Below are 23,101 nucleotides of genomic sequence, written 5' to 3' on the forward strand. Positions count from 1 at the left end.
GTTATATAGATAATTTATCCCATAATGGAGGAATAAATTCAGGAGTAATCCAATATTCTTTGCCATCTAAAGTTCTAATAAGATAGAATTCTTGATTTTGTACAATAACTTTAACTTCTGTTCCTGCAGGTAAATCTAATAAATAAAGACTCTCTGTAGACGCTTCTTCATAAGCTTTAGTTTTTGTAAGAACAATACGCTGATCAGGAATAAAAAATAAATAGTACTGTACTGTTGCTTGAATAAAATTAATACCTGAAAAAATAAAACTAATCCATATTGCTATAATAGCTATATTTTTATGTTTGGCTATTTTGTTAAGAAGAACACAAGATAGCAATAGTGATCCTAATAAAAATAATAGTGATCCTATAAGTGCATTAGTTTGAGGTCGGAGTTGACTAAATATATTACTAAATAAAATATTACTAAAACTATCATTAGAATAAATTTGAGGAAGTCCTATGTCTTTTCTAATAGTATAAAATAATTCTCGAATATTTTTATCAGTAGGATTTAATAGGAAAGCTCTTTTAGTATGAAACATAGCGTTACCAAGATTATCTTGTTGGTAATATTTTAATGCTTTATTATAGCTATTATTAGGATGTTCATATTCTTGACTATAAGATAAAGAATATGAAGTAATTAATGTTAATAAAACAATTAATATTTTGTTAACTGACATTTTTCTGCCTCCTTGAGGATAGTAGTATTTTTTTGTTGTATGCGTTTAATAATATTCTCTTGTGTTTTAACTAGTGTATTATTTCCATCATAATCTATTTTACCATGCCCAGGAAGGATCATTTGTATATTATATTTTTGAAGTTTTTTGATACTATATATCAAACTACCATCAGCTCCTGAATTGGTTATTAATGCTGGTATACCTTGTGCAAAAACAGTATCACCACTGATAAGAATTTGTTTTTCAATGTCTAAAAGACAGATACTATCGTCAGAATGTCCCGGTGTATGAAGAATTAAAAATTGATAATCACCATTGTTATAATAATCATTTGAATCTATAGTGATAGATGGAATTCGTGTTGGTAAGGCTATTTGATATTTTAAAGCATAGATACAAGAATCATCTTGATAAAGCAGTTTTTCTTTGCATATTGGATGAGAATAAACAGTTGAGTGAGGAAAAAATTCACCAGCACCAGTATGATCGTAATGACAATGTGTATAAATTATATCATTAATATCTAAAATTGACAAATTTAACTCTTGAAGTTGATGAGAGAGATGATCATAATTTTCTCTAATACCTACATCTATTAGAGTATTTTTTTCTCCTCTTATTAAATAACAATTACAAGCTGGTTTGAGAGCTGGTAATTGGTACAAATTAGGGGCTATGAGTACTGGAGTTGACATAAAACATTCCGAATTTTTTTGTGAAATAAATTAGTTTTTCTAGGAATTTGAAAAGAATACAGAGCTTTATAATTATGTTCTTTGTAAAAAAATTCTTTACAAATAGGGTGAGAATTATCTATATTCATAGGAAGGATTTGTAATTCTTTTAATAAAGCAATAATTTTTTCTTGAGAATAGTGAGAGATTTTATAAGGCTGTTTGGAATTTGTAATAGATATATTATATTGAGATAAAGGAGTATGTATCCAATGTTGAAATAAAGCACCATTTTCAGAAGCATTGATTGCAATATCTGATAATAAAGGATTGTCTTTTAGAGTAATTTCAAACCATGATTTGAATTGAGCTAATAGGTCATCTGTATAGGTATAACTTTGATCAATAGCTAATATTTTTTTATTATGAAAAGGTATTTTTTTAAGATGTATTGTTTCTAAAGTATTAGTACGAGAGCTTTGTAAACGATATTCCATATCATAAGGTGATCCAACAGCATGTCCTCTATTATTGGTATATGCTAGATCTTGTCCCACTAATAATATTTTTTTGGCTTGATATGCTATCCCTAGATAAAATGCAGAAGTTGCTACTGAGCCACCCGTTTGGGTTTCTGGAAAACGAATATGATTGTCCCATAGATATTGTTGTAGTACGGTTCGTTTCAAAACATATTCTTGATTTTGTTTGATTGGATGGGAAGTAGATAAAAACAACACGTCTTTCCAAGGAAGATTAGTAACTTGAGGGTCTAGAGTAATATCAGCAAGTAGGGATATTTGTTGAAAAATAGAACTAGAGATCCCTCTAAAATCAGCTATGTTATGGATCTTAGCATCTACAGAATGGACAAAATCTGGAATAATGTCTGCTTGAACTAAACTTAATAAAGCGGTATCAACTGCTAATAAAGTGATTTTATCACGATTTTTTTTGAGATAAGGTAAGCTTTCTTTTAGAGAAGGACCTGCAGAACAAATAACGAGAGTTTGATTTTTGAAAATAGGATCATGTGTATATCCAATACAAGGATGAATAGATAAAGAAATATTGGTGATAATATTATAATACCAAGATTCAATTAAAGCACAATGTAGACTGTGTTGAGATAGAATAGCATTTTTACCTTGTTTGGATTGCTTGTATAATGCTGTAGGTATAGCAAGACCTAACATAGGAAGATCTATAAAATTTTGATACTGTGTTGTGTCTAAAGCAACCAAAAAATCAAAAAGCTCATTAGTAGTAGTATTAGTAATAAAACCAATCAGTTTGTCTGTAGGGAATACTTGTTGGAATATTTTTGCAATAGAAGGACGAAATTCGATAGCAAGGACATGATACCCTTGTTCGATAAGCATTTCTATATGATAACCGAGTCCTGTACCCCAAGCTATAATAAGAGTTTTGTTTTTATCATTCTGATCAATATTAGGAAGGGTATTAATTAATTTTTGAGCTTCTTTGATAGGAAATTTACTGCTATGAACATATTTATTATCATATTGTATGGTATAAGTTCCTTCTGTTGTTAGAATAAGAGGTGATCCACTCTTCGCTAATCGAGAGATTAGATTCATAACATCACGCCTGTTACTAAGTTTGAACAAATAAGAGCTATCCTTACAGAAAAGCTTGCAATAATAATACCTGCAAAGACATCAGAAGGATAATGAGCAGCGAGATAAATACGAGAAAATGCGATAATAAGAGCTACTACTAAGAAATAAGGCCAAAGAATAGGAAAGGCTAGTTTAGCTGTAAAAGCCATTGTGAAGGCAGCACAGGTATGTCCTGATGGGAAAGAATAGGGGTCTGGTGGTATATATAATGCTTCTAAGTCTAAAAATTTTTGATAAGGTCTAGCTCTTTTAATAATATTTTTTAATAATATTTGAATATAAAGCTGTATCAAAATTGCAAATTGAAAAGTAATTCCTATAGGAATATCATAAATAAAAGTCATACAAGCAAAAATTAACCAAAGTTGTCCGTTACCTAATTTTGTAAAGAAAATAGCGACTCTGGTTAGATGTTTTTTTCGTGTTTTGGTGAAGAGCTTTAAGAATATATGATCTAGATTTAAAAATGTAAGTAATGATCTTTTCTCTGTAGTATTATTTGTATAAAGAAATTTCTTTTCTTGAGTTTTTTTTTTCACAGGGCACCTTTATATTTATGATAGTATGTTTTCAAATTCAGGATGATAGAATTTTTTAAATTTATTTAATAATATGTTGTCAATACGCATAGATCTTCGTGTGGAAGTATTCATAAAAATATGCTTGGTATACCCAATGCAACATATTTTATCATCGACACATATTTTGTAATCTATTCTTGTTCGTCTATTATCTAGGAGTGTAATAGCACAGTTAGTCAAAACTTTGTTCTCATAAAATACAGGAGCTTTATATTGGAAGCGTATTTCTGTAACAGGAAGCATAATGCCAGATTTTTCAATTTCATAGTAGGAGTATCCCATAGCTTGCATTAATTCTGTTCGTGCAACTTCAGCCCAAATAGGATATACAGAATGATGAATAACACCCATCATGTCAGTTTCTGCATAACGGGCAACTGTGTGAGATTGATAAATCATAGATACTCCTTTTTATTAGTTGATAATAATACTTATATATATTATAAAAGATTAATAAAATTGTCAATTAATTATATACAAGACTATCTTCAAAAAGGAGGATATATGAAAAAAATTGTAGTATTAGTTTTTTTGTTTTGTATTAATTGTGTTGGTTCAAATTTACTATTAGAAGGAGAACAGATAGGAATTTTGTGGAATGGTAAATATACAGAAGAATTGACGGGAAATGCTTATCTTAATATAGGTATTAAACAAGTAGATATTAGAAATATCGATAATATACCAACATTTATTTATACTTTAGATTGTATAATAGAACAGAAGGAAGAGTTGAAAGTATGGTTGAAATTTGATGATTATTATTTACCTATGAAAATGACTAGAGATACCCTATCAGATTCTAGAACACAAGTATATTTTGATAAAATAACTACAGAAAAAAAACAATTTCCCACAATATTTGAAACAAATATTTTAATGATAAGATATTAAAATATTAAAAAAAAACAACTCCCCCCTCTTTCAAGGGGGGAGAGTTGTGAAAAACGCTCAAAACGATATAAAATAGTAACTAATCAGTAATATGATCTGCTAAATATCCTTCAGAGAAAGCCATACTGATATTATCAGCAAGTCTATCTATGGAAAAGTCTAAATAGGCAGGATCATTGATCTTAGCTCTTAAAAACAAAGTTCTTTCTGGAGTTAGAGATCCTGCATTAGTTTTAACTATCAAACGATTTAAGTTACGCTTTTTGTCAAATAGTTGTTCAGACACGATGTAACCTCATCATAAAAAATTTGGTTTGTGTCCAATCTCCTCAACGTTACCTGTGGTACCTAGAAGAATAAAAATAACATCAAATTGCATTTCTGTAAAAGAAACATTTTCTTTCTCAATAAAAATCTCTGCGCTAGCTCGGAGACATTTCATTTTTTGAAATCCAATGGCAATATCAAAGTCATTTTTATTTTTTCTAGTTTTGACTTCTATAAATAATAATATATTTTTATTTTGAAAGATAAGATCAATCTCACCTTTCCTTGTAAAATAATTTTCGGTAATAAATGTAAAGCCTTGATCAATTAAATATTTTTTTGCAATTGTTTCACCAAATTTACCCAATTCTTTTTTTTTCAACTACTTACACCCTTTTCTTTATAAAGCGATAATCAATTTTCGGAGAATTAATATGAATGCTTTACAGTATATTTAAAATACTTTTAAATATACTGTAAAGCATTCATATTTCATGGAATTGATTGAAAATATTTGATTGTTATGTTATAATAATTCTTATTAATAGTATAGTAAATATATTATAATATAGAGGATCTTATGAAATTATTATTTTTTGTTAGTATTATGTTAGTATCGGTGAGTTCATTTTCTCAACAATTATATCCTTTTCCACAAAATGGAAAATGGGGATATATTGATAAAACAGGGAATATTGTAGTTCAAGCTATCTATAATTCTGCAGGATATTTTGTAGAAGATATGGCAAAAGTTGCTAAAATAAACGATAGGAACGAGTATTTATATGGCTTTATAGATATATCAGGGCGAGAAGTTATTCCTCCAAAATTTATTACAGTATCAGATTTTGATGGAGGTAGTGCTCGTATAAAAATTCGAGAAAGCTATTTTTATTTATTAAAAAATGGAACAGTATTGACAAAAAATCCATTTGATGATGTTTATGCTGCTACTAATGGCATATCTATTTTTAAAAAAGATAACAAATATGGTTATGTGAGTATTGATGGAACTATTCTTTTGAATGCAGTATTTACGAGTGCATATAATTTTAGTGAAGATGGACTTGCTGTTGTTAGTACTAATGAAGGGCGTAAAATTGAATACGGTGTAATTACTAAAAATGGTTCTTTTGTAGTTCCACCTAGATATACAGGGATAAAACATTTTGTTAAAGGTTTTTCAGCGTTAAAAGAAAATAATCAATGGAAAGTTATTGATAATAAAGGGCGTCTAGTTTCTGAAACTTTTTTTGATGCTGTTGGATCGTTTTCAAATGGATTAATTAACGTTAAAAAAAATGGAAAATGGGGATATATTGATAGTGTTGGTAAAACGATTATTTCTTTTCAATATGAAGTTGCAGATAAATTTTGTAAAGGATTGGCAATTGTTGGAAATGGAAAATTATATGGATATATTAATACAGCTGGCAAATTAATAGGTTCTTTTAACTTTACTAGAGCAACAAGATTTGATGGTAATTTAGCTCGAGTTGCACAAGGTAGGCAGAATGGATTTATGAATGCCGCAGGTCGTTTTAATCTAACTGATAAAATAGCTTCTATAGGTTCTTTTCATTCAGGAAGAGCAAGAATGAGAGTGGGTTCTTATTATGGATATTATAGTAGTGATGCTAAATTAGCAATTAAACCAACATTTCTCTATGCTTCTGATTTTAGAGAAGATCTTGCTATGACAATTACCCCTATTGCAGGTGGTTATAGAGCATCTTATATTAATAATATGGGAACAATTATAAAAACATGGGATGTATTATCAAAACCAATTTTTACAAATAAAGATGTTTTCTATTCTATTATTTATCCAAGTGTTCCATTTTATAAAGATAGTGATCCTAATTCTCGAGTAATTATTAAAGCAAATTATGGAGATAGTTTTATAAAATCTCATCAAAAAACTGCAACTCCAATTAATGGGCATGGATTAGGTGGATTACTTTATACTGCTGAATATTATGCTCGTCCTGGTTATATATTTTCAGAAGTTGTATCTTTGTATTCACCACCTAAAATAGGGATGGGTGTATCAGCTTTCTTTAGAGAAAATATAGGAGTTGTTTCAGAAACAGGTTCTCCAAACTCTTTTAGAGGACCTGTCAACACAGTATTTTTTAATGGAGCAACTTTGCAAAGATCAGTAACATCTTCTATGATAGAAGATAAATATTTTGTTCCATTTATGAAAGTTAGCGAGTCTTTATTTTTATTTGCAGCAGCTTTGGGATCACCTATTGCTGAATATCCAAATAATTCAGGAAATTTACCTAATTATTTATCTTCTGCAGAAACAATTCGTTTTTCTGGTCGTAAAAAATCTGATGGTAAACCTAGTTCTTATATATTAACACAGAAAAAATCTAGAATAACTGTTTCTGAGACAAAATTTGGAATTAATATGGTTTATACATATCCGATACCAATAGTTCTTGGTCAATATGATAGAAAAGAACCTGTTTTTATTACGGATAATGCTAATTTAAAATCAATAGAAAAACCTATTGTTGAACCAATTATCACTAATAATATGCTAGATCAGACAATAGTACAAACTAATGTAAAAAATCAAACAGAAATTATTGTTGAACAAGTTAATTCAACTAACACTATAGAATTAACAGATGCATTAATTATGGATACTATTCAAAATACTAACATCACTGTAGGAAATATACTAACTAATAATAATAAAATTAATGAATAAAAAGATTATGAATTAAAAAAAAAGCTCCCTTAATAAAAGGGAGCTTTTTTCTAGAATTATATTTCAGTTATTTTTTTAGATTTAAGTGTTTTTTTTATTTCCGCAACTTTTTTTATTTTTGGTTTTTTAGAGATATGTTCTATTAATGATCTCATTGTCAGTGAAAAATTTAGAGCTTCTTTATCTTTTTTAACACTAATTTCTAAATATTCGATTTCAGGATTTGGCGGAGTATTACTTTCTAAAACTTTTTGTGTAGCAGGTATTTCAAGATACTGTGTAATTCCGCGTTTTAAAGATCGAGCACCATAAGGAACTTGGAAAGATTTTTCTATAATATATTTAATAGAGTTTTCGTCAACTACAAATTGAATACCTTGAAACTTCATCCCTTTATTCAATTCAAAAATCATATTAGTACAAATATCAACTAATGTTGTGTTATCTAGAGGATTGAAAATTATTGATTCATCAATACGATTTAAAAATTCAGGACGAAAAAAACGTTTAAGATCGGCCATAACCATATCTTTTCGTTTTTCATATTCTTGCACAGGCTCAGAAAAACCAAGAGTAGATTTTTGAGTAAGTTTTTCTGTACCTAAATTCGATGTAAATATAATTAAGGCATTTTTAAAACTAACTTTTTCTCCCATAGAGTCGGTAACATGTCCTTCATCTAAAATTTGTAAAAACATATTAAAAATTTCGGGATTTGCTTTTTCAATTTCATCAAAAAGAATAATAGAGTAAGGTTTGCGTTTAATATGTTCTGTTAATTCTCCACCATTTTCATGACCGATATATCCTGGAGGTGCTCCTAATAAACGAGATGAATTGTGTTTGTCCATAAATTCACTCATATCGATACGGATTAAGGCTTCTTCTGTTCCAAACATAATTCGAGCAAGAGCTTTAGCTAATTCGGTTTTACCAACGCCTGTAGGTCCTAAGAAAATATAACTTCCAATAGGTTTTTTAAAATCTCTGATACCTACAGCATTTTTTTTAACAGCATTACTAATCGATGCAATAGCATGATCTTGACCTTTGATAGTTTTTTGAAGATTTTTTTCTAATTCTAGGTATTTGCTGTATTCACCATCAGTATTTAATTGTTGAATAGGAATATCTGTCATGCGTGATAACACCTTACAAATTTCAGCACTATCAATCACAACATCATCTTGTCTTGCTGTTGCCAGCCACTCTTCTCGTAACTCATTAAGTTCTGTTCTTTTTGCTCTTAAAGTGTCTCGTAATTCTGCTGCATTTTCATATTGTTGTTTGTTTACAAGATCATTTTTATGATTTTCTAAACGTGATAATTCTAATTCTAATTCAACAAGATTTTCAGGTTTATCAGACAATATAGCAGCTACTTGAGCTCCAGCTTCATCAATAATATCTATTGCTTTATCTGGAAAATAACGATCTGTAATATAACGAGATGCTAGCTGGACAGCAGTTTTTAACGCTTGAGGAGTATAAGTAATATTATGAAATTCTTCATATTTACTTTTTAGTCTTGTTAAAATAGTAATTGTTTCATCTATACTAGGTTCTTCAATACGAATTGGTTGAAATCTTCGTACAAGGGCTTTGTCTTTTTCGATTCGTTTTTTATATTCATCAAAAGTAGTAGCACCAATAGTTTTTATAAGTCCACGAGCAAGTGCAGGTTTGAGCATATTAGACGCATCAAGAGCACCTTCGGCATTGCCAGCTCCTAGAATAGTATGAATTTCATCAATAAATAAAATTATATCTTTATCTTTTTCAGCTTCTGTCATAAGAGCTTTGAGTCTTTCTTCAAACTCTCCTCTATATTTGGTACCAGCGACAAGAGAACCCATATCTAATAAAAGAATCTTTTTCCCAAGAAGAGGCTCTGGAACAGAATTAGACACAATTAATTGAGAAATCCCTTCAATGATAGATGTTTTACCAACGCCAGGTTCGCCAATTAAGATAGGATTGTTTTTGGTGCGTCTACATAAAATTTGTAATACACGAGCAATTTCTTTTTTACGACCGACTACGGGATCAAGTTTACCTTCAGCGGCTTCATCTGTAATATTTTTACAAAATTTATCTAAAAATGGAGTTTTGATTTGTTTTTTCTTTTTATTCCAAGTACGAAGTTCACCATAACCAACAATATTAATGACAGCGTTTCGTAATTGATGAATATCAATATCTCTGTTTTCAATAATAAACGGTATAATTGCTTGCGGATAGTTTTCGTTAAAAATACCGAGTAATAAATGCTCTGTACCTATGTAATTATGTCCTACAAGCTTGGCTTCTTGACGAGCACTTTCAATAATTTGATAAACACGCTTAGAAATAGGGATACCACCCAATGTGAGTGTATCACTACCTTGTCCACGCAATGCAAATTCAACTTCATTTTGTAATTCTTCTATACTTAATCCTAAATTCTGTAAAGTTTTGATAGCAGCACTTTCAACTTCTCGCAACATTCCTAAAAAAATATGTTCAGGAATCAACTCTTCACTAAATAAGCGGCGAGCTTCTTGTTGGGCGATGATAGATACAACACGCTGTGCACGATGTGTAAATCCTGTAAAATCGTACATATTACCTTCCTATTGTGTAGTATTTTATTAGAGTCAATTATTATTTTATTAGATTTATACTATCGGAATTTATATTTGAAAACTTAATTTGTCTTTTTTATTTGTAACGGTGCTATAAATACAGCTGTGATAATACAAAGATAAGCAATTATTTGTATTATACTTAATTCTATTTTAAATAAAATTAAGTCGGCTATCATTGAAAAAATTATTTGAGAAGATAAAATTAATGTAGTGACAATAGGATGAGACATTTTTTGTCCATAAAAAAACAATTGATAACCTAATGTTCCAGCACCTAATCCAATAAATAAACAAGCTTGTAATAATGTTGGATTGGACCAATTTACATCACTAAAAGAATCCTTTTGCAGAAGAATCAAAGGTATACAGAATATAAGAAAAGAGAGACTTTGAAAAAATTGTAAGATTCCTGGTTCAAGATCTGCGGTAAGCATTTTGGAACATAAAATAATATAACAAGTGTATCCTATACTAGCTAAGATACATAAAAATATTCCTATATTTAAAGGCGTATTAGAGGTACCTATGGTAAGTATTACAATACCAGTAAAAGATAAAATAAATCCAATAATTAAATTTGTAGGAAGTTTTTGTTTGTGATAGAATACAAAATATAAAGGCACAAGAATAATATTAAGTGATATTAGTAATAAACCTATAGAACCATATTGAACAATACGAATTCCATAAATAGAACAAATAATAGTAAAGAAAAGAATAGAGCCAGTGAGCAAACATTTTTTGATAATGGAAAAGGGAGTTTTTATAATTTTTTTAAAATAAATGAGACCGAATATTATAAAAGGAAAAGAATATCTTATTAATAATTCTAAAAAGACACTAACATTTTGTTCGCCTAAGTAACGAGTAGGGATGTAGGCTATACCCCAAATAAAAGAAGCTCCTAAAAGAAGAACGCCTCCCAATAAAGATTGTGAATTCATAAATATTCTCCAAATTGTAATAATAATAATATTATTATTATATAATATTATGTTAAATAATTTAGTAAGGTTTAAATAAAATATTATTTTTAATTTGTATTGTTTTTCCTAATGTTAAATATTCTTTGGGAAATTCAGTTTCTTTTATAATATAAATAGTGTTTTTATGAAAATCTTTTATTAAAAAATGTTGTTTTGTTTTTATAAGATTATCTTGATATTTTGTAGGAAATCGAATGAGAGGAAATGCATTAATTAATATATTATTATTAAAAGCATAGTAAGCAAGTTGTTCATAAAGATCTGGTCGAAAAGGGATTTCTGTTAGAAAAACCCATTCGAATGCTGTTGTATTTTCAATAAATTGTGTTGTTGTAGAATCTAATGGTTCAAAATTTTTATATTTTAATGATGTGAAGTAAAAATTATCCATTATTTGTATAATACAGATCATTATTAAAAAAAAGCTACCTGCGTATTTTTTTCTTTTTTCTATACGATACACTATGGCAAGGATAAAAATAGGAAGTAGATATAAGATAGGAATAAAAAACTTAGGACCAGAGGTAAAGAAAGGATACAAATATTCTTTTCCCCATGAGTTGAGAGGTATATTTATAAACAAGGATTTTGTTATCTGGATACCTCCTAAAGAGGCACAAAATAACAAAATCAATACAGTACCTAAAAGCGCTCTATAATAATAAAAATATTTTTTCAGTTTTTTAGCATGATAAAATGCTAATATAAGACTAAGAATAAAACCTATAAAAACTCCTTTTCCAAGTTGAAAATAAGAAATATTATAAATATCATTGTTAGGAGTATTACTAAAAAAAGAAAGTGGAGGGATAACTATTGCGTTATTTTGTAAAATAGGTAAATAAAATATTCCTAAAATACTCATTGTAATGAACAGTGCAGTAAACATATAACTAAAAGAAGAGGCAACTTTATATGATGAAATACTATAATTATATATATAAAGATGTATCATATCTGAAATCATAATTAAAAAAGTAGTAAATGCAAAAAATGGATGAACAAAACTAGAAAAAATTAGTAATCCAAACCACTCATTAGAAATACAAGGTTTTTTCTTAAAATAGATAGAATATGCCCATAAAACAAGCCATTGTCCAGCAAACCAAGGAATGTAGAGTGAATGATACCATGTGAAAGGTAACATGAGAAAAAGTAATGTGCCAAAACAACGGATAATAAAATTTTCTGCAAAAATATTTTTACAAATACGATAAGCAAAAAAAGTATAAAGAAAGAAAGATATCAAAATCCAAAGTCCAAAATATTGATCTGTTTGTATATTAAAAGCTTTGTATAACATAGCCATAAAAGGGATATTATCGGTCAAACTAAGAGGAATACGAGATTCAAAACTATTAACAATAGATAGTGGAAAATTCCATGTATCAGCTCTAAAAAATAAGCTTGTGATATGTTCTTCTCTGATATTTTTGGGAAGAATTGTAAAATCTTTAGCATTCATATACATATTAAATGTAGATTGTATGGTTACAAGTGCAAATAATATAGGAATTGCTAATGATATAAATTTGATATTTTTTTTAAAAGTTTCTTTATTGAATGATGCTCTTTTACTAAGCATTCAACGCTCCTAATCCTACTGCTTTACGTACTTGATTGATTTTGGGACGGGCATACTCCTGTGCTTTGTATGCACCTTTTTTGATTAACTTGTATACCTCATCCTCATTATTATTGAGTTCTTGTAAATTACGACGAGCTTCTTCAAAATATTCTAATATTTTTTCATATAATCTTATTTTAGCATGACCATAACCATAATTTCCGTTTTTATAATTAGCTTGCATTTCTGTGAGTTCAGTAGGAGTTGCAAGAAATTTGTAAATATTGTACACAGTACAAGTATTAAATTCTTTTGCTTCTTCAAGAGGCGTGGAATCTGTAGTAATACTCATCACTTGTTTTTTTATTTCTTTTTCAGATCCAAAAATCTCAATGGTATTATTTTTGGATTTAGACATTTTTTCACCATTAGTACCAGGGATAATAGCAACAGATTCTTGTATTAGTGGCTCTGGAACGACAAAAGTATCGCCATAAATTCTATTAAATTTTTCTGCTAAATCTCTTGTAATTTCTATATGTTGTTTTTGATCTGCGCCTACAGGAATGAAATGAGGATCATACATGAGAATATCTGCTGCTTGAAGAATAGGATAAGACAATAAGCCCATATTAGGATTTTTTTCATGAGCAATAATATCTTTGTAAGCATGAGCTCTTTCCATGAGACCAACAGGCGTTAAGCTTGTAAGTAACCAACATAATTCTGTATGCTCAGGAACATCACTTTGTATAAAAATAGTACTTATATCAGTATCCAAGCCCAAAGCAATAAGAGACTTGAACATATCCAATGTTAATTGTCTTAGAGCTTTAGGATCTGGACTACTATTAAGGGCATGATAGTCTGCAATAAAATAAAAATTATTAATATCTTTTTGAGCTTGTAAATTGATAAATCCTTGAACAGCACCAAGATAATTACCAAGATGAATGTTTCCTGTTGGTTTGATACCTGATAATGATCTTTTGCAAGTATTCATTATATACCTCCACTATGTGATAGTATTTTATTATATCTAATTTTAAATTATTCGTCAAGCATATGATAAAGTAATAACAAATATAATAATAGTATATTAAAAAAAAACAACTAGTCTAGGCTAGTTGTTTTTTATTTATACTTGTTGATTTTTTAATGCTAATTGACCACATGCTGCATCAATATCTCTTCCTTTGGATATTCTTAATACATGAGGGATAGAATGTCTTTTGAGACGAGCTGTGAAGTCATTAATACAATTCTGACTAGGAGCGTCGTAAGGCAAGCTAGATACTGGATTTAATGGTATTACATTAAGATTGTATTTAATTTTATGTAATTCATGTTTTAGTGCTAATACATCTTCTTCAAGATTGTTAAATCCTTCGATAAGAATATACTCTATGGTAATACGCCTACCAGTTTTTTCTTGATAATAACGAACAGCATCAAGAACTTCTTTGGTATTTTCTTTTCTAGCGATAGGCATGATAGTTTTGCGTTTTTCATGATTTGCTGCGTGTAGTGATAATGCTAAGCGAACTTGTCCCCTAGCATAAGCTAGTCTTTGGATACCATCGATAATACCTGATGTGGAGACTGTGATTCTGCGTGTTCCAATATCAAAACATTTTTGATCATTAAGAACTTCAATAGAACCAATAACAGCATCAAAATTTAGGAAAGGTTCTCCCATTCCCATAAATACGATATTGTCAATAGCTCTATCGTGGGGATCAAGTTTGTAGGTGTTTTTGAGATAAGCATCAACAAGAAGAACTTGAGATATAATTTCGTCTCTTCGGAGATCTCTTTTGTATCCTAGTAATCCCGTAGCACAAAAAGAACATCGTAAAGCACAACCTACTTGTGATGATACACAAATAGTATAACGAGAATCATCTTCGTTAGGAATCATGACGGTTTCAATATTTTCACCATCTTCTGCAATAAAAAGAAATTTTAATGTGCCATCTTCTGAAGTTTGGACTCTTTTTTGAGTTAATGAAATTACAGTAAATAATTCTGCTAAAGCACTTCTATCTTTTTTAGAGAGATCACTCATTTCATCAAAAGTGAAAACACTTCTTTTGTATATCCATTGGAGGATAGTTTGAGCTTTGTATTTTGGGTAACCATTTTTTATGAGAAGTGCTTGTAACATTTCAAAATCGTAATCGAGTATGGATAATTTTGGAGTATCTATCATTCTGTACCTGTCCTTATTTGTAAGACATAGTATAGTATAGATCTGCTTATTTTGTCAATCAATCTTGAAATTACTTATTGTATTAATAGATAAGAAATGAGATATAATATATTTATACTTTCAATGCTTGAATATTACTATTGTTGTTTAGATTTATTTTCTGCTACTGCTATATCTATATCTTCTATTTTTTTTAGTACAGCTTTTTCATATTGTGGATAATCTTTTAATACCTCTAGGGTAATAGTTCTAATTTTATCTTCATATATCACAAAACAATTCATAGATCTTAAAACTTCCTCTTGATATTGAGTTTCATCTAGTAGTAAGAAGTATTTAATATAATTAATATTTGTAAAAAATCCAGAATGACAAATCAATAAGTTTAGCGTAGATAAATTATTGTGCTGAACAATTGTAAAAGTTAATTTTGCTAGTAACTCAAAGTATTTAATCATATAAGAATAAGATGAAATATTTGTAGTATGTATTAAAGGTTCTAATGCAGTACTACATTTTATCAGCCAAGATTTCAGGGCAAGTTTATATTTTATTTCTTCATTTTTTGTTCTTTCAATCTCGTATTCATCTAGTAATGGAAAAGGTTTCAATTCTTTTTCAATATAAGATAGTATGTATTCTTTATCTTCAGTTCTTTTATCTTTTTTATCTTTTTGATTTTCATTCTCTTCAATTTTTTTATCTTTTTTATCTTTTTGATTTTCACTGTACCAAGCCCACACAGCTAATGCGATAGGTACAAATAAAGAACTAATAGCATTGATCATCTCCCAAAAAGAAGAGTTTCCTTTAGTAGGTGAGAAAATAAATAACCAGTCATTACTAGAAATATGTTCACGAGATATAAAACCAAAACCAAATCCTATAATAAAAATCCATATTATATTTTTATTCATCTCATTCACCTTTGATATTAAGTTATAGTTCTTTAACTATATATAAATATATGATTTTAGTGAAAATAGCTATAGTTTGTATAGTAAAACAAGGTCTATACTATCTAAGTAATGTCACTTTTTTATGGGGGGGACTCATGATTAAATTATAGTTAGCTTGTTTCTATAATCTAATATAAATATTCTGTATGTATCTTATCAGAAATCAAATAATCTTCCTCAGTATTAGATCAAAAAACACCCTCTGTAATGAAGGTGGTTTTTTAACGATGATTTGTAGTATTAAATATTTATTTTTTATTAGCAATATGAGTACCAAAGATAATTAATCGACCATCTTTAACAGAGACATCTGATTCTGTGAATTCTGTTTTTGGTTTTTGATCAAGATAGATGTTATTCAGTTTTAAAGTGTAAGCATTTAAAACGCCAAGTGTTTGTTTATAATCTACTCCATCTATACTAAAAATTTTATCTTCATCAAATTTTATCTCTTGTAAAGTTTGTGTACTATCACTAGTGATGATTGAAAGAGAATATAGATTGTTAACTTGTGTAGATGTTATTGTAACATCAGAAGACATAGTCATTGAAGTTCCGTTTGCGGTCAATACTACTCCATTTATGACTGTATAAGTATCAATAGCATTTTCCATGAATATATCCTTTAGTACTAGTTGTATAGGTGTTAATCTTGATTTTGATCCAGGCTCATTAACAGAACAAGCTAGAGATATTCCTGATACTAAAGCACCAATAGCTAATAACAATTTGAGGGGGTGATTTTTATTCGTCATAATTGACTCCTTAATTATAGAGATATTCAAATAAAAATTAATACTATATAAGCTTGTAGTCAAATATTAGGAATAGAATTTTTGTATTGTCTTTGAAAAAATAGATAATATAAAAAAGCCTTCTAGTTTTAGAAGGCTTTTGGATTATAAGATTTGAGTAGGATCGACATCTATTTCGATTTTTATCTTATCGCTAGATGGAAAACTTTTGTATAATTTGTAAATAAACTTTATCATTTTGAGCATAGAGGAGTGATTTTCACTCTTCATCAAAATATGATAACGATAATGATTATTAATCCTTTCTATAGGACAAGGGGAAGGTCCTAATACTTCGAGTTGATGAGCTTGAAAATTGGGTTTTTGTTTTTTTAAAGCTTTTTTGAGTTGATAATTCAGTTGGGTAAGAATATTCTCATCGGTAGATCTAAAAACAATACGCCCCATTCTGACAAAAGGAGGATAATTGAATTCTTTTCGTACTTGTATTTCTTGTTTATAGAATTGTTCATAATCTTGGGTAATTGCTAATTGTACGGCAAAATGATCAGCAAGATATGTTTGTATAATAGCGTAGCCTTGTGTGTCACGACGACCTGCTCTGCCTATAGCTTGTGATAAAAGGGAAAAGGTACGCTCTGAGGCTCTAAAATCTGGTAAAGATAACATGATCTCAGGGAATAATGCTCCGACAAGAGTGATATTGGCGATATCATGTCCTTTTGCTATCATTTGAGTACCTACCAAAATATCAGCTTCGTGATTTTGCATTGCTCTGAGAATTTTGTCCGATCCATGTTTTTTCTTAGCGGTATCAAGATCTAATCTCAAAATACGAGCAGAAGGAAGTAAACTTTGTAGGGAATCTTCTAATTTTTCTGTACCATAGCCAATATCTTTGATATTAAAGCCCCCACATTCTGGGCAATTATTCGGAGCAGTGTCTTCAAATTCACAATAACGACATTTGACCATACCATCTCTTTTATACCAAGTCATACCTATATCACAATTAGGACACTTAAAAAAGAATCCACAATCTTGACATAACAAACTAGGAGAATAACCTCTTCTATTAAGAAAAATAAGACTTTGTTTTTTTTGAGATAATGTTTCTACTAATTTTTTGAATAGTGTTTCTGACAAAAAAGTATTGCCCGTTTTTTCTTCTTTTAGATCGACAATTTGTACTTCGGGTAACGAAATATTATTAAAACGATTCATAAGTTGTATTTTTGTAATAAGACCTTGATCAGCGGCATAGCGACTTTCTATACTAGGCGTTGCTGATCCAAATAGTAAGAGTGCTTTTTCTTTTTTTGATCTCATGAATGCCACTCCTCGTGCATGATAACGAGGGGAGTCCATAGCTTTGTAAGAGGGATCATGTTCTTCATCTAAGATAATTAATCCTAGATTTTTAACAGGAGCAAAAATAGCACTACGAGGGCCTATTACAATTTTGGCATCGCCTTTGAGGACACGAATCCACTCACTAGAACGCTCTGCTGGACTGAGCTTGCTATGAAACAAAGCAATATGACTACCGAATTCTTCTGAAAATCGTCGCAAAGTTTGATCGGTAAGTGCAATTTCTGGTACAAGAATAATACTATTTTTATTTTGAAGGAGACATTCACGAGCAAGAAGTTTGTAGACTTCTGTTTTGCCACTACCTGTAACTCCTTGTAATAAAAAAGTTGACGCTGTACCTACAGAATCTTTCATAATATCAAAAGCTAATTGTTGTTCTTCATTTGGGGTGAAATCTTTGTGTTCAGAGATATAAGGATTGGTAAAATGTTTTGGCTCTTTAAGTGGAGGGAGCATTGTGAAAATGACTTCACCTATAGGAGCGTGATAATATTCTGCTACTATTTCTCCGAGATTGATTAAATCAGATGTGAAAATAGGCTCAGCATCAATAACACTTTCTATTTCTTTAATAGATTTTAGATCTCTGAGATTTGTTGTAGTAACTTCTTCTTCTTTAAGAATACGCATGACAAAGCCAATCTCTTCTCTACGACCAAAATGAATAGCCACACGCTTGAGAGCGATATCTTGATTTTGTAATTCTTGAGGAATGATGTAATAATAAGTACTATGGAGAGGCACATTCAATACAACTTCTGCTAATAACCAAGGTTCATGCATTTTTAATCCTCTAATATAGCGTCATAACCTACATATTGTAAAGCGGTAACTACATCTTTTTCTAACAAATCAACAGGGTAGGCCCCTCTGATAATTGCGGAAGGATGTAGGGTGGGTAGTACCATTCCATAAGAAGATTCTTGAACAACTCCACGAATTTTGGTAATACCTACTTTAGTTTCTAAAATATATTGAGAAGAAAAATTTCCCAAAGTAATCAATAATTTTGGTTGTATGAGTTCTATTTGTTTTCTTAAAAAAGGAGTACAAGCACTGATTTCCGATGAGAGAGGATTTCTATTATTTGGTGGTCTATGTTTTAGAATATTTGCAATAAAAATATCTTCACGCTGGACACCGTATTTGTTTAGGAGTTTGATCAATAATTGTCCAGCACGCCCGACAAAAGGTCTTCCTTGTTCATCTTCATCAGCTCCAGGAGCTTCTCCGATCACCATGATTTGAGCTTTTGGATTACCATCACCAAATACCAAATTCAAAGCAGAATCACATAATTCACAAGCTTTACAAATAAGACAAGTGTTGTATAATTCTAATAATTGAGGATCACTGGGTATAGGAGGAGAGTAGGTAATCATTTTTTCTTGAGATTTTTCTTTAATTTTAGTATCTTTTGTAGAAGGTGATGATTTGATATTTTTTGCCATAGATGTTTCTTCCTCGTTTTCTGTATTTTCTTCTGTAGAAGAGGTGTTTGGATGAGCTTCAGTACTAGTATTTGGAAGCTGTTGTTCTGTATGTTGAGTTATATCTATAGAAGTAATATGTTCTTCAGTAAAGTGTTGTTGAATAAGTCTTTTTATATTATCCAATGGGTGCCTCTATATATTGTAAATAATCTTTCAATCCTAATAAAGCTTTGTAACGATGGGAGATACTGTTTTTTTGTTCTATTGTTAGATCAGCAAGTGTATGTTGATGATTGAATTGAAGAGGAGCAAAAATAGGATCATAACCAAAGCCTTTGTGTCCAGATTGATGCTTAGTAATAGATCCGTAACACTCTCCACGAGAAAAAAATATTTCTTGTTGGGGAGATAATAATAAAATATAAGAAACAAACAAAGCTGAACGGTCTGTAACATCGTTTAGCTCAAGTAATAATTTGTCAATATGTTCCTGATGAGTAGCATTTTTACTGGCATATTCAGCAGAAATAACACCAGGTGCATTATTGAGTGCAGCTACTTCTAATCCAGAATCATCTGCTAGGATATAGTGATCTGGATAATATTTTGCCCAAGCTTTGGCTTTGAGTAGGGCGTTTTCTATATAAGAAATATCGCCTTCTGGTATATCTAATGATTGACTAGGTATAGTGATATCAATAGAAGGAATAGATAATAAAATAGAAGATATTTCTTCTATTTTATGTTTATTTTGAGTGGCTAGCAAGATATTCATAAAAGTATCCTTAATTAATGAAAAATAAAAATGATAGTGTTTATTGTAGCATATTTTTTAAAAAAATAAAAGTAGAAAATAAATTATTAGAATGCCTTATTTATTTAAAAGAAATTACGATAATTATTGAATAAATATATAAAATATACTTGACCATTGCATTTATTCATATTATGATATTATAGAGTCATGATTCTATAATATCATAATATGAATAAAAATTGTCTGTAAAAATTTATAAATTAAATTTTAAAGAGGTTATATGCGTATTATTTCAAAAATTTTAATGCTATCTATATTAGGAACAGTTGTTATAGCTTGTGATAAAAAAAAGGATGACACAGTTAATCGGATTACAGAATCTCTTAAAAAAGATTTGAATTTAAATGAAATTAATATTACAAATGCTGTAGAACTGATATCAAATGTCAATTTACCAGAAGAATTCACTAATGATATGACGCTTGGTGAAAATTTCACCATGAATGAAATTGAAAACATACAAGAAACACCAGTATTGGTTACGAAAGTTGTAGATAATGTAGCTAGGCAAGATCCTCAATCACATTTATATAATAGTACTAGTATAAAAAATAGAGAACAACTAAATATTGTTCAGCAAGAATCTTATATAAAATTAGGAATAGATAAACCTGGTATTAGAGTTAATAGAAATAAGAGTCAAAAAATTACTGTTGTGATATTTCCTGAACAGTATGCTAAGATGGTTGATGTGTATATTTTTGCAGTGCCTACTTCAAGTTATTTAATTAGAAATAACAACACATTAATAGGATATGCTAGAGGTCTTGAGTTTATTAATGGACAAGCTCAATTTACAAGATATTGGTCAGCTAAACTTGTTAATGGTAAATTTATGAAATCAAGAAGATATAATATATATGTAGAATACCATTATAAAAACAGTAAAGGAAAGGTGATGCTGACCAAAGGTCGTTATTGGGGTGGAAATCATAGAAAGTGGAATGTTATCTTATAAATAATAATAAAAAATTGTTTATTTCCATCAAAAAGGTAATATAAAAAAAATAAAAGCCGATAAATATAAAAAAAATGCAAAAAGATGTTGCTAAAAAATATAATTTCTGTTAGAATTTAAATATATACCAAAACTCATTGGTATTGAATATTATAATAATTTTGTTAGAGAAGGAGTTCCTGATATGAAAAGGGCGAATCTTCACAGTATAATTTCTTATACTATGGTAATAATGACTGTTTTAATTGTACCAGTATATGGTCAAGACAAACAAAAGGGATCGTATGTTTCTCAAAACTTTACATTATCAGATTTTGGTGATGGTTACGATGCTGCCAAATCTTTGATTTGGAAACCTAAATTTTCTGAATTTGTAGTACAAGTTCCTAAAGAAGAAGGTACTGATGATACTGAAGTAAATAATACTGAAGCTACTCAAGATGAAATAGTAGTCCTTGGACAAAATCCAGATCCAGCACGTAATGCTGTACGCTACACAAAAAACAAACCTGATGGAGTTAGTGATCTCGTTGGTGGACCACAACAGTTTGTATTAGGTGTTAAAGCTGAGTTTACTCAACAAGGGTATAATTGGATAGAATTACATCCTTATAGAATTGAAAGTGGTAACGAAACCCCTGTAGCAGGCGAAACCCCTGCAACTGATGTGCAAGCAGAAGCATCTGCAAATTCTGAAAGTTTTCTTTTACAAACAAAAGGTGTTGTTGAAGAAGCTCCAGATACTAATGCTGAAGCTAAAATTTTTAGAATTCCATTTGCTGGAAAAGCAACAGAACTTACAATGTGGGTATGGGGTGGTTATTATGGTTGGTGGGTTGAAGCTTACTTAAGAGATTATTTAGGTTATCAGTATAGAATCCCAATGGGAGATCTATTATATACTGGTTGGAGACAAAAAAGAACTGCAATTCCTAATAATATAGTACAAAGCAGAAAACGTTTACCAGCAACTTTAACATTAGAATTTGAAATGCTTAAGCTTTGGAGTTTTCCAAGTGAAAGAGTTGATCAGTTCTATGTATATTTTGATCTTTTACAACAAGGATCTATTGTATCTACAGAAGTATTCAACGGTAAAAAGTTAGAATCAGAGCTTTGGTAAGGGATATAGGAGTTTAGCATGAAAAATAAAAAACATATAATTTTACTATTAGCTTTATTTATAACAAGTATTGCACAAGCACAAGAAGCTACAACAGAACCAGTAGAAACACAAGCACCTATTTCCCCTGAAGCACCACCTCAAAATACAGGTAATTTACCTGTTATAGCAACGGATCCAGAAGCTGAATCAATAGGATTACCAAGAGTGGCTGATGAAAAATTAACTACAGTATTAATTGATGATTTTGAAGTTCCTCAAGGGTGGTTATCAAGTATTCCTTTAGATTTTGGTCTTTCAAAGATTTTATATAGAGACGGTGCACCTCAAGAAATAGCAACTGATGTTAATAAAACAGTATTAGGTGTGAAAACAGTATTCTTCCGTCGTAATTTTGGTTGGATGAGTATTGACAAACCATATCCATTAAGTTTGAAAAATATAGTAAGAAGTTTCTCTGTATGGATTGCTGGTAGAAATAGACGACATGTATTTTTTGTTAAAGTTCGTGATATGTCTTATAATAAAATGCGTTTATCTGGTGGTGAAATGAGATTTCAAGGTTGGAAGAAAGTACTTGTTCCTGTCACTGAATCAGTTGATCAATTTAATCCAATACGTAATAATAATGGTTTAGATTTATTAGGTTTTCATATAGCTTTTAATGCCGAAGATATTAATATTTTAGAACCATATTATATATATTTTGATCAATTTACAGCTAGTTTAAATATGTCAGCAACACAAAAGTCTGATGATATCCGTGATGATTGGTAAGAAATATAAATAACAAAAACTAAAAAAATCCCTTTACT

22 protein-coding genes are annotated in these 23,101 nt (G+C 29.7%); 5 read left to right on the forward strand and 17 right to left on the reverse strand.

All coding sequences use genetic code 11. The features are described from left to right. Position 1 precedes the first annotated feature (1 nt). Genes KFW21_00935 through KFW21_00955 form a run of 5 tightly spaced genes read right to left on the reverse strand, consistent with a single transcriptional unit; the run spans position 2 to position 3,988 of the window. Positions 2-688: a hypothetical protein gene (locus KFW21_00935; protein MDK2817997.1), complete on the reverse strand. Its 687-nt coding sequence runs from the start codon at positions 686-688 to the stop codon at positions 2-4. After that, the gene (locus KFW21_00940) at positions 667-1,386 is read right to left on the reverse strand and encodes an MBL fold metallo-hydrolase (protein ID MDK2817998.1); all 720 of its coding nucleotides are present in this window, start codon (positions 1,384-1,386) and stop codon (positions 667-669) included. Before KFW21_00940 ends, KFW21_00935 begins: the two co-directional genes overlap by 22 nt. Continuing rightward, positions 1,365-2,966 (reverse strand): motility associated factor glycosyltransferase family protein, encoded by a 1,602-nt coding sequence (locus tag KFW21_00945; GenBank protein ID MDK2817999.1) that lies wholly within the window; start codon positions 2,964-2,966, stop codon positions 1,365-1,367. The genes KFW21_00940 and KFW21_00945 overlap by 22 nt, the downstream gene beginning before the upstream one ends. Next, complete coding sequence (locus KFW21_00950) at positions 2,963-3,547, reverse strand: phosphatase PAP2 family protein (GenBank protein ID MDK2818000.1); 585 nt, start codon at positions 3,545-3,547, stop codon at positions 2,963-2,965. The genes KFW21_00945 and KFW21_00950 overlap by 4 nt, the downstream gene beginning before the upstream one ends. 15 nt (positions 3,548-3,562) lie before the next feature. Further along, positions 3,563-3,988: an acyl-CoA thioesterase gene (locus KFW21_00955; GenBank protein ID MDK2818001.1), complete on the reverse strand. Its 426-nt coding sequence runs from the start codon at positions 3,986-3,988 to the stop codon at positions 3,563-3,565. Positions 3,989-4,093: 105 nt separating this feature from the next. On the opposite strand from KFW21_00955, the gene KFW21_00960 reads away from it, so the two are divergent. After that, positions 4,094-4,483 carry a hypothetical protein gene (locus KFW21_00960; protein ID MDK2818002.1) on the forward strand — a complete coding sequence of 130 codons (390 nt, stop codon included), beginning with the start codon at positions 4,094-4,096 and terminating at the stop codon, positions 4,481-4,483. Positions 4,484-4,562: 79 nt separating this feature from the next. On the opposite strand, the gene KFW21_00965 is transcribed toward KFW21_00960, so the two are convergent. After that, a complete protein-coding gene (locus KFW21_00965; GenBank protein MDK2818003.1) occupies positions 4,563-4,769 on the reverse strand; it encodes a hypothetical protein in 207 nt (68 codons plus the stop codon). Between the two features lie 12 nt (positions 4,770-4,781). Continuing rightward, entirely contained in the window at positions 4,782-5,132 is a 351-nt protein-coding gene (locus KFW21_00970; GenBank protein MDK2818004.1) for a YraN family protein, read from the reverse strand. Between the two features lie 198 nt (positions 5,133-5,330). Between KFW21_00970 and KFW21_00975 the strand changes: the two genes are divergently transcribed. Beyond that, a complete protein-coding gene (locus tag KFW21_00975; GenBank protein ID MDK2818005.1) occupies positions 5,331-7,475 on the forward strand; it encodes a WG repeat-containing protein in 2,145 nt (714 codons plus the stop codon). A 56-nt stretch (positions 7,476-7,531) separates the two neighbouring features. Here the strand turns inward: KFW21_00975 and KFW21_00980 are convergent, their stop codons facing one another. From KFW21_00980 to rdgB, 10 genes are all read right to left on the reverse strand, one after another. After that, entirely contained in the window at positions 7,532-10,078 is a 2,547-nt protein-coding gene (locus tag KFW21_00980; protein ID MDK2818006.1) for an ATP-dependent Clp protease ATP-binding subunit, read from the reverse strand. 83 nt (positions 10,079-10,161) lie between these two features. Further along, complete coding sequence (locus tag KFW21_00985) at positions 10,162-11,046, reverse strand: DMT family transporter (GenBank protein ID MDK2818007.1); 885 nt, start codon at positions 11,044-11,046, stop codon at positions 10,162-10,164. Between the two features lie 61 nt (positions 11,047-11,107). Further along, positions 11,108-12,673, reverse strand: coding sequence for a hypothetical protein (locus KFW21_00990; GenBank protein ID MDK2818008.1), 1,566 nt, complete (start codon positions 12,671-12,673; stop codon positions 11,108-11,110). Then, positions 12,666-13,658: a tryptophan--tRNA ligase gene (trpS, locus tag KFW21_00995; protein MDK2818009.1), complete on the reverse strand. Its 993-nt coding sequence runs from the start codon at positions 13,656-13,658 to the stop codon at positions 12,666-12,668. The genes KFW21_00990 and trpS overlap by 8 nt, the downstream gene beginning before the upstream one ends. A 135-nt stretch (positions 13,659-13,793) precedes the next feature. Beyond that, positions 13,794-14,867 (reverse strand): 23S rRNA (adenine(2503)-C(2))-methyltransferase RlmN, encoded by a 1,074-nt coding sequence (gene rlmN / locus KFW21_01000; GenBank protein MDK2818010.1) that lies wholly within the window; start codon positions 14,865-14,867, stop codon positions 13,794-13,796. Positions 14,868-15,004: 137 nt separating this feature from the next. Then, entirely contained in the window at positions 15,005-15,784 is a 780-nt protein-coding gene (locus KFW21_01005; GenBank protein MDK2818011.1) for a hypothetical protein, read from the reverse strand. 290 nt (positions 15,785-16,074) lie between these two features. Continuing rightward, positions 16,075-16,581 (reverse strand): hypothetical protein, encoded by a 507-nt coding sequence (locus tag KFW21_01010; GenBank protein MDK2818012.1) that lies wholly within the window; start codon positions 16,579-16,581, stop codon positions 16,075-16,077. 144 nt (positions 16,582-16,725) lie between these two features. Beyond that, on the reverse strand, positions 16,726-18,738 hold the full coding sequence (gene priA / locus KFW21_01015; protein ID MDK2818013.1) for a primosomal protein N': 2,013 nt from the start codon (positions 18,736-18,738) through the stop codon (positions 16,726-16,728). 2 nt (positions 18,739-18,740) lie between these two features. Continuing rightward, complete coding sequence (locus KFW21_01020) at positions 18,741-19,571, reverse strand: uracil-DNA glycosylase (protein MDK2818014.1); 831 nt, start codon at positions 19,569-19,571, stop codon at positions 18,741-18,743. Next, positions 19,564-20,163: an RdgB/HAM1 family non-canonical purine NTP pyrophosphatase gene (rdgB, locus tag KFW21_01025; protein ID MDK2818015.1), complete on the reverse strand. Its 600-nt coding sequence runs from the start codon at positions 20,161-20,163 to the stop codon at positions 19,564-19,566. The genes KFW21_01020 and rdgB overlap by 8 nt, the downstream gene beginning before the upstream one ends. A 262-nt stretch (positions 20,164-20,425) precedes the next feature. Here rdgB and KFW21_01030 point away from each other — a divergent pair, with 262 nt between their 5' ends. The 3 genes from KFW21_01030 (at position 20,426) to KFW21_01040 (ending at position 23,063) form a co-directional block, all read left to right on the forward strand. After that, entirely contained in the window at positions 20,426-21,163 is a 738-nt protein-coding gene (locus KFW21_01030) for a hypothetical protein (GenBank protein ID MDK2818016.1), read from the forward strand. Between the two features lie 184 nt (positions 21,164-21,347). Continuing rightward, positions 21,348-22,286, forward strand: coding sequence for a hypothetical protein (locus tag KFW21_01035; protein ID MDK2818017.1), 939 nt, complete (start codon positions 21,348-21,350; stop codon positions 22,284-22,286). 18 nt (positions 22,287-22,304) lie between these two features. Further along, a complete protein-coding gene (locus KFW21_01040) occupies positions 22,305-23,063 on the forward strand; it encodes a hypothetical protein (protein ID MDK2818018.1) in 759 nt (252 codons plus the stop codon). Positions 23,064-23,101: the final 38 nt, after the last annotated feature.

It is taken from the genome of Spirochaetota bacterium, assembly GCA_030154445.1.
In the GTDB taxonomy this organism is placed as follows: Bacteria; Spirochaetota; Brevinematia; order Brevinematales; family Brevinemataceae; genus Brevinema_A.

Coding starts and splice junctions, on each gene's coding strand:
- KFW21_00975 (MDK2818005.1), top strand. CDS start 5,331: ATGAAATTATTATTTTTTGTTAGTATTATGTTAGTATCGGTGAGTTCA.
- KFW21_01030 (MDK2818016.1), top strand. CDS start 20,426: ATGCGTATTATTTCAAAAATTTTAATGCTATCTATATTAGGAACAGTT.
- priA (MDK2818013.1), bottom strand. CDS start 18,738: ATGCATGAACCTTGGTTATTAGCAGAAGTTGTATTGAATGTGCCTCTC.
- KFW21_01040 (MDK2818018.1), top strand. CDS start 22,305: ATGAAAAATAAAAAACATATAATTTTACTATTAGCTTTATTTATAACA.
- rdgB (MDK2818015.1), bottom strand. CDS start 20,163: ATGAATATCTTGCTAGCCACTCAAAATAAACATAAAATAGAAGAAATA.
- KFW21_00980 (MDK2818006.1), bottom strand. CDS start 10,078: ATGTACGATTTTACAGGATTTACACATCGTGCACAGCGTGTTGTATCT.
- KFW21_00960 (MDK2818002.1), top strand. CDS start 4,094: ATGAAAAAAATTGTAGTATTAGTTTTTTTGTTTTGTATTAATTGTGTT.
- KFW21_00940 (MDK2817998.1), bottom strand. CDS start 1,386: ATGTCAACTCCAGTACTCATAGCCCCTAATTTGTACCAATTACCAGCT.
- KFW21_00955 (MDK2818001.1), bottom strand. CDS start 3,988: ATGATTTATCAATCTCACACAGTTGCCCGTTATGCAGAAACTGACATG.
- rlmN (MDK2818010.1), bottom strand. CDS start 14,867: ATGATAGATACTCCAAAATTATCCATACTCGATTACGATTTTGAAATG.
- KFW21_00985 (MDK2818007.1), bottom strand. CDS start 11,046: ATGAATTCACAATCTTTATTGGGAGGCGTTCTTCTTTTAGGAGCTTCT.
- KFW21_01010 (MDK2818012.1), bottom strand. CDS start 16,581: ATGACGAATAAAAATCACCCCCTCAAATTGTTATTAGCTATTGGTGCT.
- KFW21_01005 (MDK2818011.1), bottom strand. CDS start 15,784: ATGAATAAAAATATAATATGGATTTTTATTATAGGATTTGGTTTTGGT.
- KFW21_01035 (MDK2818017.1), top strand. CDS start 21,348: ATGAAAAGGGCGAATCTTCACAGTATAATTTCTTATACTATGGTAATA.
- KFW21_00945 (MDK2817999.1), bottom strand. CDS start 2,966: ATGAATCTAATCTCTCGATTAGCGAAGAGTGGATCACCTCTTATTCTA.
- trpS (MDK2818009.1), bottom strand. CDS start 13,658: ATGAATACTTGCAAAAGATCATTATCAGGTATCAAACCAACAGGAAAC.
- KFW21_00990 (MDK2818008.1), bottom strand. CDS start 12,673: ATGCTTAGTAAAAGAGCATCATTCAATAAAGAAACTTTTAAAAAAAAT.
- KFW21_00935 (MDK2817997.1), bottom strand. CDS start 688: ATGTCAGTTAACAAAATATTAATTGTTTTATTAACATTAATTACTTCA.